Origin of the sequence: Methylobacterium sp. J-070, assembly GCF_022829385.1 — a bacterium.
Classification (GTDB): Bacteria; Pseudomonadota; Alphaproteobacteria; order Rhizobiales; family Beijerinckiaceae; genus Methylobacterium.
Genome location: NZ_JAKSXX010000122.1, coordinates 61,368 through 75,764, shown reverse-complemented (window position 1 = coordinate 75,764; position 14,397 = coordinate 61,368). Strand labels below are relative to the sequence as shown.

The window sequence follows — 14,397 nt, the reverse complement described above, 5'->3', positions numbered from 1 at the left end:
TCACCGCCCAGGCTTTTCCGCGCCTTCCTTCCCTAAAACAAATGCCGGCCTACTCATAGCCATGTCGTGTCGATCTCGGGGCTCCACATGGTGCTGGCCGCCGGCGTGGTGTTCTGGCTGGTGCGGGCGACGCTCGCGCTGGTCCCGTATTGCGCGCTGGTCTGGCCGATCAAGAAGATCGCGGCCGGCTTCGCCATGCTGGGCGTGAGCGCCTACTGCGCCTTCTCGGGCTGGGATATCGCCGCCGAGCGCTCGCTGATCATGACCCTGATCATGCTGGGCGCGATCCTGGCGGATCGGCCGGCCCTGTCGATGCGCAACCTCGCCCTCGCCGCGCTGATCGCCCTGGCGCGCGAGCCGGAGGGCCTGCTCGGCCCGAGCTTCCAGATGTCCTTCGGGGCGGTGACCGGCCTGATCGCCTGCGCGCGGCTGATCGATGGGCGGCTGTTCACGCGCCCCGGGGCCGGTCCCGTCGGACGGCTCGTCGGAACCGGTCTCTCGGCGGTCGCCGGCACCCTGGCCACCACCCTGGTGGCGCAGGTCGCCACCGCGCCCTTCGCCACCTACCACTTCCAGACGATGCAGCCGTTCGGGATCGTCGGCAACGCCCTGACCCTGCCGCTCGTCTCCCTGGTGGTGATGCCCTGCGCGGTGATCGGGGTCCTGGCCTATCCCTTCGCCCTCGACCGGCCGATCTGGTGGCTGATGGGCCAGGCGGTGGGCGGCATGTTGGCGATCTCCGAGTGGATCGCCGGGTTCGAGCGCGCCACCGTCGTGCTGCCGGCCTTCGGCACCGCCGCGCTGACCCTGCTCACCGCCGGCCTCCTGCTGGCGACGCTCCCGGTCTCGCGCCTGCGCTGGCTCGCCGTACCGCCCCTCCTGCTGGGGCTCGGGCTCACGGCCCTGCCGGATCGCTACGACCTCTTCGTCGACCGACAGGGCGGGGGTGCCGCCGTGCGGGGGCCGGACGGGCGCCTCACGGCCCTCGGCCGCCCCTCCGGCTTCGTGCTGGAGCAGTGGCTGAAGGCGGACGGCGACGGACGGCGGCCGGACGCGCTGATCGCCGCGTCGGGCGGCGGGCGCTGCGATCCGCTCGGATGCACCGCGCGCCTGGCCGACGGACGGGCGGTCGCGCTGGTCCGGGACCGGCGCGCCTTCCCGGAGGATTGCGCCCGGGCCGCGGTGCTGATCACCGGCCTCGCGGCGCCCCCGACCTGTACCGGCCCCCTGGTGATCGACCGGCGCGTCCTCGCCGCCCACGGCGCCGTCGCGCTCCGGGCCGGCCGCGACGGCTTCACCACCCGTTACGCCCGCGCCGACAGCCGGGACCTGCCCTGGCGGCTGCGCCCGGACCCGAGGCCGCGGCGACCGGCCGGAGCGCTTCCGGAAGGGCCCGAACAAGCGGACGCGCCGGCGGCTTCAGGGTCACCGGACACCGAAGCACCGGACGGGGGACGTGCCCCCGCCGACGCGCCGGCCGAGCCGCTTCAGTAGCGCCGGACGAGGCTGACCAGGCGCCCCTGGATCTGCACCCGGTCGGGCCCGAGGACCCGCGTCTCGTAGGCCGGGTTGGCGGCCTCGAGGGCGATCGACGAGCCGCGGCGGCGCAGGCGCTTGAGCGTCGCCTCCTCGTCGTCGATCAGGGCCACGATGATGTCGCCCGTGTTGGCGGTGTCCTGCTTGCGGATCACCACGAGGTCGCCGTCGAGGATGCCGGCCTCGACCATCGAGTCGCCGCGCACCTCCAGGGCGTAGTGCTCGCCACCGGCCAGGAAATCCGGCGAGAGGGTGATGGCGTGGCTCTGGTTCTGGATCGCCGAGACCGGCGTGCCGGCGGCGATCCGGCCCATGACGGGGATCGAGACGGCCCGGCCGGCCTCGTCGATCATGCGCGCGTTGGCGGGGAGCGGCGGCTGCTTGGACTTGCCGCCCTCCACCACGCTCGGGGTGAAGCGGCGGGGCTCCGCGGCCGGCGCGGGCGCCTGCGTCAGGCTCTCGGGCACGCGGATCACCTCGATGGCCCGCGCCCGGTTCGGGAGGCGGCGGAGGAAGCCGCGCTCCTCCAGGGCCGTGATCAGCCGATGGATGCCCGATTTGGACTTGAGGTCGAGGGCGTCCTTCATCTCGTCGAACGAGGGCGGGACACCGCATTCCTGCATGCGACTCTGGATGAAGCGCAGGAGGTCCAGCTGCTTGCGCGTGAGCATCGAAGGGGGCCTCGTGGCTGAGCGGACCGCCCCGGGACGGTCGCGGAAACAAATCACGAACAGGTTAAACGTTCCGCAAGTGTTCCGCAAGTGCGATACGGCCACGCTCGCGATGCGACGGGTCCGGCGCGGCGAGAAACGCATTGACGGCACAAGCGGAGCCGTTTCAATGCATCCCGCTGCCCGTGGGAGCGGGCGGATCCGGGATGCGGGCTGGGATGACGAGGATGCGACGACCCGCAGCTCTGCGGCCCCTCCGGCGGATCGCCCGCGGCCCCGTCGCCCTCGGAGCCGTCACCGTCGCGGTCGCGCTCGCCGGCTGCAACGCCACGGGCTTCTCCTACATCTCGCGGAACTACGTGGCGCTCACCCCGCAGGTGGTGACGATCGGCTGCAAGGAACCCTACGAGGTCTACGACAACCGGCAATTGCGCCGGATGCTGATCGTGTCCAACGCCCTGCGCGAATATGCCGGCTGCAATCTGAGCGAGATCCGGATCGATCCGGACCCGCAGGCGACCCGCGTCAAGCGCTTCCGCACCGCCGCCCGGGCCTATCTCGACGAGACGGTGCGCGAGGATTGCCGGATCACCGGCGAGACCGTGTTCGATCCGCTGAAGTCCGAGTTCGCCTATGCCTGCGACGCGCCGATCGAGAAGCGCGGCACCGTCGTGCCGCGGCTGCCGGGCCGCAACCCGGGTCAGATCCTGCGCTGATCCCGGCCCCGCGGCGGGCTCGCCGCCGGTCAGGCGTCCGGCTTCGGGAACGTGCGCTCGGCCGCGTCCCCGGCCGCCGCCAGCAGGGCGCGGGCGAAGGCCCGGGCCTCCGACCGGTCCAGAACGATCGCGGCGGTGACCGGGCCGCCGCCGAGGTCGGACAGGGCGAGTTCCAGGCGCACCCCGCCGGGCACGGCGCTCGCCTGAAGGCTCCAGCCGGAGCCCCGATCCGTGCTCTCCGCCATCCCACATTCCTCCGCGTGTCCCGGGAAAACGCCGCAGGCGCCCGCCGGAACTGCCTCCGCCCGGAACTGTTCCCGGGCCGTGCCCAGCGCTTCCCTGCCTCGCTTGTCCGCGTTCCTCAAGGCCGCCGGTCCCGGACTGGTCGTGATGCTCGCCGATACGGATGTCGGCAGCCTGATCACGGCGGCCCAGAGCGGGGCGCGCTGGGGCTACTCGCTGCTGCTCCTGCAGATCCTGCTGGTGCCGATCCTCTACGTCGTCCAGGAACTGACGGTCCGGCTCGGGACCGCCACGGGCCGCGGCCACGGCGAACTCATCCGGGCGCATTACGGGCCGGTCTGGGCCTGGATCTCCTACGGGGGCCTCGTGGTCGCCGGGATCGGCGCCATCGTCACCGAGTTCTCCGGCATCGCCGGCATCGGCGACCTGTTCGGGGTGCCGCGGCTCGCGAGCCTCGGGCTGCCGGCGGCCCTGCTCCTCGGGCTGGTCTTCACCGGGAGCTACCGGCGCGTCGAGGTCGTGGCGATCGCGGTCGGCCTGTTCGAGCTGGTCTTCATCGGGCTCGCCGTCGCGGCGCGGCCGAAGCTCGGGGAGATCGTCGCCTCCTTCGGGCACCTTCCGCTCGGCGACGGCCAGTACCGGGTGCTGATCGCCGCCAACATCGGTGCGGTGATCATGCCGTGGATGATCTTCTATCAGCAGTCGGCGATCGTCGACAAAGGCCTCGGCTGGGAGCACGCGCGGCGCTCGCGGCTCGACACCCTCGTGGGTGCGGTGGTCTCGCAATGCGTGATGGGGGCGATCCTGATCGCGGCCGCGGCCACGATCGGCCGGGCCGGGCAGGGCACCAAGGACGGTCTGCAGACCGTGGGCGACCTCGCGGGCGCCTTCACGCCGGCCCTGGGGCCGTGGCTCGGGCAGGTCGTGTTCGGGATCGGGATCCTCGCGGCGGCCTTCGTGGCGCTGAACGTCGTGGCCCTGGCCCTCGCCTGGGGCTTCGGCGACGTCACCGGCCGGCCGCACTCGCTGGAGCAGTCGCCCCGGGAGGCGCCGGCCTTCTACGGCGCGTTCGCGCTGGCCGTCGGCGCGGGGGCGGGGGCGGTCCAGCTTGTGCCGAACCTCGTGGCCCTCAACATCGCCGTGGAGGTGATGAACGCGCTGCTCCTGCCGCTGGCCCTCGGCCTCCTGATCCTGCTCGCCACCCGGGCGCTGCCGCCGGGACAGAGGGTGGAGGGCGCCTACAAGTGGGTGGTCTACGCCGTCTCCGGCGTCACGATCGCCTTCGCGATGGTCGGCGTCCTCGACGGAGTCGGCCTGCTCTGAGCCGATTGACGCGCGCGATCCGATGATGTCTCCCGGGGCTTCCGATACGGTGGAGTCGACACATGCAAGAGATCTGGTTCCGCACGGGCGAGGCCACGGTGCTGGCGGCCGAGGGCCAGTACACCGACGCGATGCCGGAGGTGCTGATCGGCTCGGTGCGCGGCCCCGTGGGTCAGGCCTTCGCGTCGATGATGGGGCAGGTGCAGGGCCATACCCGGATGTTCGTGGTGCGCGACCTCAACCAGCTGGTGCGCCCGGCCACGATGATGACCACCAAGGCCACGATCCACACGGCCGAGTACGTCGAGCTGCTCGGCGGCGTGGTCCAGGCGGCCACCGGCGACGCCATCGTGGATTGCATCATCGAGGGCGTTCTGCCGAAGGACGGGCTCGACGAGCTGTGCATGATCATCATGATCTGGCTCGACCCGCGCTGCGCCGAGGACGACAACCTCGACCTGAAGGACCTCTACCGGACCAACTACGAGGCGACCAAGCTCGCCATCGCCCGCGCGCTGAAGGGGGAGCCGACGGTGGACGAGCTGATCGCCAACCGGAAGACCGTGAAGCACTACGCGCTCGAGGACGTGATCGAGTACTGACCGGCCCGGCGCCCGCAGGGAGCGCGGAGATCGGCCGGCGCGCAGGCGAGGCCGGAGCCGGGGCTGCCCGGCCCGGCGGATCCCGCCGACCCGCGCGCCGGTCGAGGAGGCCTAGCCCGGCGGGATGCGCCCCACCGAGCAGAGGGTGCGCATCGTGGTGCTGCCCGGGTCGGTGTAGCAGGAGGCCGACCAGCCGCTCTGCTGGATGAACGACTTGCGCCGCTCCGACAGCGACGTCCGATAGGCGTTGGCGATGATCGGCTCGACGGTCGCGGCCGGTTCGCCGATCAGGATCTCGGAGGCCACCGACAGGTCGCGGAAGAAGGTCGCCGAGGGGGCGGCCTCCGCGGAGGTCGCCTGCACGATCGGCTCGGCCCGGCAGGTCACGTCGAGCTTGATCGGGCCGGCGAGACGGATGTCGATGCTCGGGCCGGCGCGCCGGCCGACCTTGCCGCCGATGGCACCGGCGATCTGCCGGGCGAGGTCGTCGCAGGTATCGGCCCGGGCAGGGCCGCCGAGGAGGAGGCCCGCTAGGAGGAGCCCGGTCAGGAGCCGCGGCCCCGCCGAACGCAGGGGGCCCAGGGGGGCGGCGGGGACGGGACGCGGCGGGGCAGAGGCAAGCATGGCCGCACTCTACGCGGGTCGCGGGACCTGTCGAGGGGTCAGGTCCGCATCTCGGCAAAGCTCGCCAGCCAATTCGGCGCGACCCGCATCCCCTGGGGCACCTGCTCGACCGGGGGCGGCCGGCGCACGCAATCCTCGAGATAGGCCAGGGACGCCTCCAGCACCTTGCCGGAGAAGGGTTTGGCGATCACCGCCGTGGCGCCCTCCATGTCGTCGGAGAGGGCCCGGGCATTGGCGGTCATGAACGCGGCGGTGATGCCGCCGAGGTCGCGCACGGCATGCGCCACGTCGATGCCCGAGGAGCCGTCGCCGAGGCGCAGGTCGATGAGGACCAGCTCGGGCCGCACCGCGGGGATCAGCGCGATGGCCTCGCTCGCGGTCACGGCGGTGCCCACGACGCAGTGGCCGGCATCCTCCAGCATCATCTCGATCTGCATCAGGATAGGGGCTTCATCCTCGACGACGAGAATCCGCAGTGGCTCGCTCACGGTGCCTCCGGACTGCCGGCCATCTCGCGCGGCAAGTGGATGTTGACGAGGGTGCCGGGATCGTTGGTCTGCCAGGCGATGCTGGCGCTGAGCTGGCGGCAGAGGGTGCCGATCAGCCGCTTGCCGAAGGAGCGCTGCTCCATGATCTGGACCGGCATGCCGACGCCGTCATCGGCGATCTTGATGGTGAAGTACGTCTTGTCCGGCGCCACCGTCACGGAGAGCCGGCCGGCGCGGTCGTCCGGGAAGGCGTGCTTGAGGGCGTTGGTGATCAGCTCGTTCATCATCAGGGCCACCGGCGGCGCCTTGGCGACCGGGATCTCCACGGTTTCCAGGTCGAGATGCAGGCGGATGCGGTCTGTTCCGGAACCGCGGACCAGGTCGGTGGCGAGGTCGCGGGCGAATTCGGCCACGTCGAACCGCTCGACGTCGTTGGACTGGTAGAGCCGGCGGTGCACCGTGCCAAGGGCCTCCACCCGGGTCAGCATCGACTCCATGGCGGCGCGGGCGGCGGGATCGGTGATCGCCCGGGTCTGCATGGACAGCAGCGCCGCGATCATCTGGAGGTTGTTCTTGACCCGGTGGTCGACCTCGTGGACCAGCATGGTCTGCGCCGCGAGGGCCTCGGTCAGGTCGCGGGTCCGCCGGGCGACCTCGGCCTCGAAATGATCCTTCTCGTGCTGGATCCGCAGATGCGCGTCCACGCGATCGGTCACGTCGAGCTGCGAGGCGAAGAAGAACAGCACCGCGCCGGCCTCGTTGGTCACGGGGCTGAGATACAGCGCATTCCAGAACGGCGTCCCGTCCTTGCGGTAGTTCAGCACGTCGATGGCGATGTCGGTCTCGGCCGCGACGGCCTCGCGGATCAGCGCGACGGCGCCGCGGTCGGTGTCCGCGCCCTGGAGGAACCGGCAGTTCCGGCCGAGCACCTCGGACCGGGCATAGCCGCTCATCCGCAGGAAGGCGTCGTTGGCGTAGACGATCGGGTTGTCGTCCAGGCGCGGATTGGTGATGATCATCGCCATCCGCGTGGCGCGGACGGCGGCGGCGAACGGATCGCCCTTGCCCTGCTCCGCATCGAGCCGGTCCGTCTGATGCCAAGCGTCGGGCTGTTCCATCGAAGCTGCTCTTCCATGCCCGGCGTTCGTCACCTCCGGCAATCGGCTGATGCCTGCAAGGACGCAGGCAGCAACCTTAACGGACGATATCGCGATCGGTTTCGGGGCGCCGCGATTTGGCCTCGGAAACGGACAGACAGAACGCCGCATCGGGGCAGCGCCGGCGGTCGGCGGACCTCCTCGTCTCCCTCCGAAGCCTTCGGCTGAGGCAACCCGCCCCGTGATCCCGCGCGCGGCGACGGCCCGCGCGAGGACGGCAGCCCCGCAGCCGGGACCGGTCAGTGAAAGTCCCGGCTGGGATACACGCGCCGGTCCGGGGGCGTGCCGAAATCCGTGGTCTCGGGCGGCAGCCGCATCCCGGCGGCGCGCAGGTCGCGCAGGGATTCGGTGAGATCGCGAAACCCCTCGGCCACGAGGTGGACAACGCCGTCCGCCCGCTGCACCCGGCCGCGCACGGCCAGGAACCGGGCCTGCATGGCGGCCCGGCGGTTCGCCTCGAACACCGCCTTCCAGACGATCACGTTGGCGATGCCGGTCTCGTCCTCCAGGGTCAGGAACACCACGCCCTTGGCGGTGCCCGGCCGCTGGCGGATCAGCACGAGGCCCGCCACCGTGACCCGGGCGCCCTGGGGCAGGGCCGGATCGAGATGGGCCCGGGCCGGGATCGCGCCGATCCGGGCGAGCCGCCCCCGGAAGAAGGCGACCGGGTGCCCCTGCAGCGAAAGGCCGGTGGCGGCGTAATCCTCCGCCACCGCCTCGGGCAGGGGCAGGGCCGGGAGGTCCACCGCCGGCTCGTGCCGGAACAGGCCGTCGTCGGCGTGCCAGGCGAAGAGCGGCAGGGGCGCGTCCAGCAGGTGGGCCCGGCGCTCGCTCGCGTCCGCCCGGGCGGCCGTGCGCGCCGAGGTTCCCTCCAGGGTGCGGACCATCCACAGGGCGGCGCGCCGGTCGAGGCCGAGCGACCGGAACGCGTCGGCCTCGGCCAGCCGCTCCAGGGCGTTGCGGGGCAGGGCGAGGGAGGCCTGCAGGCCTTCGATGCTGGCATAGCCGTTGGCCCGCAGCCGCACGAGCCGGCGCATCGCGGCCTCGGGCAGGCCCCGCACCTGCCGCAGGCCGATCCGCACGGCCAGCCGGTGCGGCGCCTCGGGGGGCGGATCCGCGGCCGGCTCCAGGGTGCAGTCCCAGTCGCTGGCGTTGACGCAGACGCCCCGGACCTCGACTCCGTGGGCGCGGGCGTCCCGCACCAGCTGGGCCGGCTGGTAGAAGCCCATCGGCTGGGCGTTGAGGATCGCCGCCAGGAAGACGTCGGGGTGCCGGCACTTCATCCAGGCCGAGGCGTAGACGAGGAGCGCGAAGCTCGCCGCGTGGCTCTCCGGGAAGCCGTAGGTGGAGAAGCCCCGGATCTGCGCGAAGCAGCGCTCGGCGAAGTCCTGCGGGTAGCCCCGGCGGGTCATGCCGCCGACGAACTTGTCCTGGAAGCCGCCGATCGAGCCGACATGGCGGAAGGTCGCCATCGCCCGGCGCAGCCCGTCCGCCTCCGCCGGTGAGAAGCCCGCCGCCGTGATGGCGATCTGCATGGCGTGCTCCTGGAACAGGGGCACGCCGTATGTCTTTTGGAGAACCTCCTTCAGCTCGTCCGCCGGCCCGTGGTCCGGATGCGGGGCCGGGTATTCCACCGGGTCGATCCCCGAGCGCCGGCGCAGGTAGGGGTGGACCATGTCGCCCTGGATCGGGCCGGGGCGCACGATCGCCACCTGCACCACGAGGTCGTAGAACTCCTTGGGCTTGAGGCGGGGCAGCATCGACATCTGCGCCCGGCTCTCGACCTGGAACACGCCGACGGAATCGGCCTTCGCCAGCATCGCGTAGGTGGCGGGGTCCTCCTGGGGCAGGTCGGCCAGCGTCTCGTAGAAGTCGCCGTGGTCCTTCTCCAGGAATTCGAGGCCGCGCTTGAGGCAGGTCAGCATGCCGAGCGCCAGCACGTCGACCTTCATCAGGCCGATGGCGTCGATGTCGTCCTTGTCCCACTCGATGAAGGTCCGGTCCGCCATGGCGCCGTTGCCCACCGGCACGGTCTCGTCGAGGCGCAGCCGCGTGAGCACGAAGCCGCCGACATGCTGCGACAGGTGGCGGGGGAAGCCGATCAGCTGGTGGGCGAGGTCGAGCGCCTGCCGGATCGCCGGGTTCTCCGGGTCGAGACCGGCCTCGCGCACGTGCCGGTCCGGCATGCCGGTGCCCCAAGAGCCCCAGACGGTGTCGGCGATCGCCGCCGTCACGTCCTCGGTCAGCCCCAGGACCTTGCCGACCTCGCGGATCGCCATGCGCGGGCGGTAGTGAATCACGGTGGCGCAGAGGGCGGCCCGCTCCCGTCCGTAGCGGGCGTAGAGGTGCTGGATCACCTCCTCGCGGCGCGCATGCTCGAAATCGACGTCGATGTCGGGGGGCTCGCCCCGGTTCTCCGAGATGAAGCGGGCGAAGAGCAGCCGGTGCTTCGACGGGTCCACCGCGGTGATGCCGAGGCAGAAGCACACGGCGGAATTGGCCGCCGAGCCGCGGCCCTGGCAGAGGATCCCCTTGCCGCGGGCGAACTCGACCACGTCGAACAGGGTCAGGAAGTAGCGGGCATACTTCATCTTGGCGATGAGCCGCAGTTCCTCGCGGAGCGTCGCCTCGACGGAGGCCGGGATGTCGCCGGCGTAGCGCCAGCGCGCCCGCTCCCAGGTCTTCTCCTCCAGGTATTCCTGCGGCGTGCGCCCGGGGGGCACCGGCTCGTCGGGATACTCGTAGTGCAGCTGCGAGAGGTGGAAGTCGCAGGCCTGCGCGATCTCCACGGTGCGGGCAAGGGCCTCCGGATGGTCGGCGAACAGCCGCGCCATCTCGGAGGGCGGCTTCAGGTGGCGCTCGGCATTGGCCTCCAGGCGGTAGCCGGCCTCGGCGATCCGGCAGCCCTCGCGGATGCACGCCACCACGTCCTGGAGCGGGCGCCGCTCGGGATGGTGGTAGAGCGCGTCCGAGACCGCGACCATCGGGGCGCCCGAGGCCGCCCCCAGTTCGGCGAGGAGCCCGAGGCGCCGCCGCTCGTCGCCGCGCCGGGTGTGGCTCGCCCCGAGCCAGGTCCGGCCCGGGGCGGCGGCGGCCAGCGCCTCCAGCCGCGCCCGGAACCCTGCCGGAGGGTGCCGGGCCGGGGGGAGGGCGATGAACACCTGCCCCTCGGCGGCCTCCAGCATCTCGGCGAAGGAGAACCGGCAGTCTCCCTTGCGGACGCGCCGGTTGCCCAGGGTGAGCAGCCGGCAGAGGCGGCCCCAGGCCGCCCGGTCCATCGGGTAGGCGACGGCCTCGAACCCCTCCTCGGTGACGAGGCGCACCCCCGGCAGGATCCGGATGACGGCGCCGTCCGCCTCCAGGGCCTGCGCCGCCGCGTGCGCCCGCACCACGCCCGACACGGTGTTGCGGTCGGCGATGCCGATGGCCCTGAGGCCGTAGGCCGCCGCCTGCACGACGTATTCCTGCGGGTGCGAGGCGCCGTGCAGGAACGAGAAGTTCGTGGTGACGGCGAGCTCGGCGAAGGGGATCCCGGAGCCGCTCACGCGAACAGCCCGTGGACGTACCAAGCGGCCGGGCGATCGGGGGCGTGCGGCCCGTCGCGGTAGAGCCAGAGCCGGTGCCCGGCCTCGCACTCGATGCGGTAGTAGTCGCGGTCCTGCCCGGGTTCGCGCCACCATTCGGCGGCGATCCGCTCCGGTCCCTCGGCATGGGCGACCCGGTGGATCTGCGCGCGCCAGCGGAAGCGCCGGGGCGGACCTTCCGGGACGGTCGAGAGCACGTCGAGGGCGGCCTCGCCCCGGGGGAAGAGCACCAGCGGCCGGGGCGGCAGGAGGTCGGGCCAGGGGGAGGGTACCCTGCGAAGCAGGAGGGGAGAGGGGAGCGCCGCTTCAGGCAAGGGCTCGCCCGACGTGAAGGCCGAGCCGCCTTCTGCACCGTCGCTCCCCTCTCCCGACCCGCTTCGCGGGCCACCCTCCCCCGCAGAGGGGGGAGGAAGACGTGGGTGTATCCGACCGCCCACGCCCGTCGACGATCCTCCCCCCTCTCCGGCCACCCACACCCGGCCCCGGTCGGCCCGCTCCGGCAGGTGGCTCGCCCGCGGTTCGAGCCGCAGCAGCGCCCGCCCCAGGCGCTGCGCCAGGGCATCGGCCAGGAACCCGACCCCGTCGCCCTCGGCCGCGGCACCGAGATCGGTCTGGCGGGCCGGCATGTCCCCCGTCACCGTCACGGTGAGCGTCACCGTCTCGAAGCCGAAGCCGGCATCGAGGCCGGCCCCCAGCCGGTCGAGCCGCAGGGCGACCAGGGCCGCGACCCGCTCGGGGCAGCGCTCGGGGCGGGACAGGCCGAGATCGAGGGCGCGCACCGCGCCGTCGACCCGGTGGAGGGCGAGGCGCAGGGCGCAGGCCCCGAGCCCGTCCCGCTCCAGCCGGGGAACGAGCTCCGCCATCAGGTCCCGGGCGGTCCGGACGATGTCCGATTGCCGGCCGATCGGATCGAGGAAGCCGCGCAGGGCGGCGTAGTCCGCCGCCTCCGCCAGGGGGGTCAGCGGCTCCGGTCGGCGCCCCAGGGCCTGGTCGAGGCGCAGCAGCAGGATCTCGCCGAAGCGGCGGGCGAGGGGACCGCGGGGGAGGGCGTCGAGCTCGCCGACCCGGCGCAGGCCGAGGCGCCGCAGGCCCGAGGCCATGTCGGGATCGAGCCGCAGGGCCTCGACGGGCAGTTCCCGCAGAGCCGGAGCGGGCTCGCCCGGGGGCACGACGATCCGGTCGGTCCCGCCGTGGCGGGCCAGCGCGAAGGCAGCGCCGGGCGTATCGGCGAGGGCGATCCGCGCCGGGATGCGGCCCCGGTCGAGCCGGGCGGCAAGATCCGCGAGGAGGTTCGCCTCGCCGCCGCGCAGGTGGCTCGCCCCGGCGACGTCGATGTAGAGCCCGTCCGAAGCCTCCGCCGATCCGAACGGCGCCACGAGCGGCGCGTAACCCGAAGCCCAGCGGCAGAGCCGCAGCAGGGCTTCCCGGTCGGCATCCGGATCGGCGGGGTAGACCTGGAGGGGCACGCCGATCCGCGCCCGGACCCGGCCGAGGGGCTCGCCGGGCCGCAGGCCGAGGGCGCGGGCCTCCGGGTCGAGGGCGACGAGCCGGAGCCCGCCGGAACCCTCCGCCGCCACCGCGAGCGGGCCGCGCTCAGGCGCGAGACCGGCCCGGCGCAGCCGCGTCACCGGCCAGTGGCTCAGGCAGATGCAGACGATGCGCGGCATGGTCCCACTCCAGAAGCCAGTCGCCGCCCCGCCCGTTGCGGCAGCGTTCGAGCCGCGCCCGCCAGCGCGGCTTGTCGAGGGTGCCGAAGCGGTCCCGGGCCGCGGGGGCCGGGGCGATCCGCCAGCGGGTGGCAGCCCCGTTGGGCATCCCGGCCTCCGCCGGCCGCAGGATCAGCAGGAGCGGCGGCGCGGACCCTTCCGCGGCGAGCTGCAGGCGCCGGCCCGGCTTCAGCGGCATCCCGTCCCGCAGGAGCCCGATGAGGGCCGGGAGGGCGCGCGCGTGGAGGGCCGCCTCCAGCGCGCGGAACACCTCCGGGTCGCTGCCGGCCTCCAGGAGCAGCAGCCGCGCCGGGTCGAAGCCGAGACCGGCCAGCCCGTGTCCGTAGGGGAGGGGCTGGCCGGGCGCCGCGGCGATCAGCGCCCCCCCGGGCCGCCCGACCAGGTGGCGGGCGCAGAGCGCCAGGGCGAAGCCGAGGGCCGCGACCCCGTCCGCGGGTCCGGCCGGCGCGATCTCGTGGGGCGGTCCGAGGACTAGGCCGCCGCCGGGCAGATGGGCGTCGAGGGCCGGGAGACCGAGCGTCAGGACCGGGCGCGGGGCCCGGCCGTCGAGCGGGGGCGCCAGGCGCGCCCGCAGGGCCGCCAGGCTGGCCCGAGGATCGCCGCGCGCAGGCGACCGCTCGGTCTCGTCCGCAGGGTCCAGCCCCATCTCCGTCGGCTCCGGTCATGCCGGACGATAGGAACATATCATGAACATGCACAAACCGATTCCGCCCGGTCCCGGAATCGCGCATCGATTCAGCGCCTTGGCCTGTGGACGGCTGTGGACGCGTGTGGACTCAGGGGTCCTCGCTGGGGTCAACGGCCACGGTTGACCTCAATCGCAGGGCGAGAACAATGTCGGTCGCCGCGTGCGTGACGCGGTCGATACGGACCGCGCATGCGCCCAGCCCTCGCCTTGACGATCCTGCTCGCCCTGTCGAACGCGGCTCTCGCCCAGCAGCCCGCGGATCCGGAGGCCCCGGCCTCGGATCCGTCCGCGGCGGCGCGCCCGCGCCCGGTCCGGCCGCGGGCCCGGCCCCCGCAGATCCCGAGCCAGCCGATCATGGTGTACGACGCCCGGATCGAGGCCGGCGACCTGCGCATCTCGGGCTCGGTGCGCAAGCCGGGCGGCATCGTGGTGCTGGACGACGACATCTCGATCCAGGCCGACCGGCGGGGACGCTTCACCTTCCGGCTTCCCTACCGGCCCCCGACCTGCGTGGTGACGCTCAAATCCGAGCCGGACGAGCGCGAGGCGGTGGTGGCGAACTGCGCCCCCGAGGGCCCGCCGGGCCCCCCCGGCACCCAGGGCGCCGCGGGGCCGCCCGGCGAGGCGGGGGCCAAGGGTGAGACGGGACCCCAGGGTGAGACGGGACCCAAGGGTGAGACGGGCCCTCGGGGCGAGGCCGGGCCGAAGGGCGAAGCTGGCCCCCAGGGTCCGGTCGGCCCTCAGGGCGCTCCGGGCCCGGCGGGCGAGACGGGTCCTCAGGGCCTCCAGGGTGCTCCGGGTCCCGGGGGGCAGGCCGGGGCGCCCGGCGGCCCGGGCCCTCGGGGCGAGGCCGGCGCCCCCCTGCGGCCGGTGCGTAAGTCCGACTGCGCGGGCGGCTGCGCGGTGACCTGCGGGACCGGAGAGGCGCTGGTGGCCGCCCATTGTCTCAAGGCCGGCGCGCCGGTCTACGACGGCGAGGGCGCCAGCTGCCCCGCAGAGGCCGCGGGGATCGTCGGGTTCTGCGGGCGGCCCTAGGAA

At 73.3% G+C, this 14,397-nt stretch carries 12 protein-coding genes and 1 pseudogene; 5 read left to right on the top strand and 8 right to left on the bottom strand.

Features of this window, described 5'->3' with window-relative positions:
* Window positions 1–60: 60 nt before the first annotated feature.
* A pseudogene (locus MKL01_RS10295) lies at window positions 61–1,494 on the top strand (ComEC/Rec2 family competence protein); the annotation flags it as partial.
* Here the strand turns inward: MKL01_RS10295 and lexA are convergent.
* The gene (lexA, locus tag MKL01_RS10290) at window positions 1,488–2,207 is read right to left on the bottom strand and encodes a transcriptional repressor LexA (RefSeq protein ID WP_243905114.1); all 720 of its coding nucleotides are present in this window, start codon (window positions 2,205–2,207) and stop codon (window positions 1,488–1,490) included. The pseudogene MKL01_RS10295 and the gene lexA sit on opposite strands and share 7 nt — an antisense overlap.
* A gap of 227 nt (window positions 2,208–2,434) precedes the next feature.
* Between lexA and MKL01_RS10285 the strand changes: the two genes are divergently transcribed.
* The gene (locus MKL01_RS10285) at window positions 2,435–2,923 is read left to right on the top strand and encodes a hypothetical protein (RefSeq protein ID WP_243905113.1); all 489 of its coding nucleotides are present in this window, start codon (window positions 2,435–2,437) and stop codon (window positions 2,921–2,923) included.
* 29 nt (window positions 2,924–2,952) lie between these two features.
* On the opposite strand, the gene MKL01_RS10280 is transcribed toward MKL01_RS10285, so the two are convergent.
* Window positions 2,953–3,168 carry a hypothetical protein gene (locus tag MKL01_RS10280; RefSeq protein WP_243905112.1) on the bottom strand — a complete coding sequence of 72 codons (216 nt, stop codon included), beginning with the start codon at window positions 3,166–3,168 and terminating at the stop codon, window positions 2,953–2,955.
* A 145-nt stretch (window positions 3,169–3,313) separates the two neighbouring features.
* Between MKL01_RS10280 and MKL01_RS10275 the strand changes: the two genes are divergently transcribed.
* Complete coding sequence (locus MKL01_RS10275; RefSeq protein WP_243905111.1) at window positions 3,314–4,489, top strand: NRAMP family divalent metal transporter; 1,176 nt, start codon at window positions 3,314–3,316, stop codon at window positions 4,487–4,489.
* Between the two features lie 62 nt (window positions 4,490–4,551).
* Entirely contained in the window at window positions 4,552–5,091 is a 540-nt protein-coding gene (gene fae / locus MKL01_RS10270; protein WP_243905110.1) for a formaldehyde-activating enzyme, read from the top strand.
* Between the two features lie 111 nt (window positions 5,092–5,202).
* Here fae and MKL01_RS10265 read toward each other — a convergent pair whose 3' ends face one another.
* The 6 genes from MKL01_RS10265 to MKL01_RS10240 form a co-directional block, all read right to left on the bottom strand.
* Window positions 5,203–5,715 carry a hypothetical protein gene (locus tag MKL01_RS10265; RefSeq protein WP_243905109.1) on the bottom strand — a complete coding sequence of 171 codons (513 nt, stop codon included), beginning with the start codon at window positions 5,713–5,715 and terminating at the stop codon, window positions 5,203–5,205.
* 38 nt (window positions 5,716–5,753) lie between these two features.
* Window positions 5,754–6,203 carry a response regulator gene (locus tag MKL01_RS10260; RefSeq protein ID WP_243905108.1) on the bottom strand — a complete coding sequence of 150 codons (450 nt, stop codon included), beginning with the start codon at window positions 6,201–6,203 and terminating at the stop codon, window positions 5,754–5,756.
* Window positions 6,200–7,321 (bottom strand): histidine kinase dimerization/phosphoacceptor domain -containing protein, encoded by a 1,122-nt coding sequence (locus MKL01_RS10255; protein ID WP_243905107.1) that lies wholly within the window; start codon window positions 7,319–7,321, stop codon window positions 6,200–6,202. Before MKL01_RS10255 ends, MKL01_RS10260 begins: the two co-directional genes overlap by 4 nt.
* 278 nt (window positions 7,322–7,599) lie before the next feature.
* Window positions 7,600–10,905, bottom strand: coding sequence for an error-prone DNA polymerase (locus MKL01_RS10250; RefSeq protein ID WP_243905106.1), 3,306 nt, complete (start codon window positions 10,903–10,905; stop codon window positions 7,600–7,602).
* The gene (locus MKL01_RS10245; protein ID WP_243905105.1) at window positions 10,902–12,611 is read right to left on the bottom strand and encodes a DNA polymerase Y family protein; all 1,710 of its coding nucleotides are present in this window, start codon (window positions 12,609–12,611) and stop codon (window positions 10,902–10,904) included. The genes MKL01_RS10250 and MKL01_RS10245 overlap by 4 nt, the downstream gene beginning before the upstream one ends.
* Window positions 12,538–13,317 carry an ImuA family protein gene (locus tag MKL01_RS10240; RefSeq protein ID WP_243905104.1) on the bottom strand — a complete coding sequence of 260 codons (780 nt, stop codon included), beginning with the start codon at window positions 13,315–13,317 and terminating at the stop codon, window positions 12,538–12,540. The genes MKL01_RS10245 and MKL01_RS10240 overlap by 74 nt, the downstream gene beginning before the upstream one ends.
* A gap of 231 nt (window positions 13,318–13,548) precedes the next feature.
* Here MKL01_RS10240 and MKL01_RS10235 point away from each other — a divergent pair, with 231 nt between their 5' ends.
* A complete protein-coding gene (locus tag MKL01_RS10235) occupies window positions 13,549–14,394 on the top strand; it encodes a collagen-like protein (RefSeq protein ID WP_243905103.1) in 846 nt (281 codons plus the stop codon).
* The last annotated feature ends 3 nt before the right edge of the window (window positions 14,395–14,397 follow it).

Excerpts from the sequence above, each read along its gene's own strand:
- MKL01_RS10255 (WP_243905107.1), bottom strand. The coding sequence starts at position 7,321 with ATGGAACAGCCCGACGCTTGGCATCAGACGGACCGGCTCGATGCGGAG.
- MKL01_RS10265 (WP_243905109.1), bottom strand. The coding sequence starts at position 5,715 with ATGCTTGCCTCTGCCCCGCCGCGTCCCGTCCCCGCCGCCCCCCTGGGC.
- MKL01_RS10245 (WP_243905105.1), bottom strand. The coding sequence starts at position 12,611 with ATGCCGCGCATCGTCTGCATCTGCCTGAGCCACTGGCCGGTGACGCGG.
- fae (WP_243905110.1), top strand. The coding sequence starts at position 4,552 with ATGCAAGAGATCTGGTTCCGCACGGGCGAGGCCACGGTGCTGGCGGCC.
- MKL01_RS10235 (WP_243905103.1), top strand. The coding sequence starts at position 13,549 with ATGCGCCCAGCCCTCGCCTTGACGATCCTGCTCGCCCTGTCGAACGCG.
- MKL01_RS10280 (WP_243905112.1), bottom strand. The coding sequence starts at position 3,168 with ATGGCGGAGAGCACGGATCGGGGCTCCGGCTGGAGCCTTCAGGCGAGC.
- MKL01_RS10285 (WP_243905113.1), top strand. The coding sequence starts at position 2,435 with ATGCGACGACCCGCAGCTCTGCGGCCCCTCCGGCGGATCGCCCGCGGC.
- MKL01_RS10275 (WP_243905111.1), top strand. The coding sequence starts at position 3,314 with ATGCTCGCCGATACGGATGTCGGCAGCCTGATCACGGCGGCCCAGAGC.
- lexA (WP_243905114.1), bottom strand. The coding sequence starts at position 2,207 with ATGCTCACGCGCAAGCAGCTGGACCTCCTGCGCTTCATCCAGAGTCGC.
- MKL01_RS10240 (WP_243905104.1), bottom strand. The coding sequence starts at position 13,317 with ATGGGGCTGGACCCTGCGGACGAGACCGAGCGGTCGCCTGCGCGCGGC.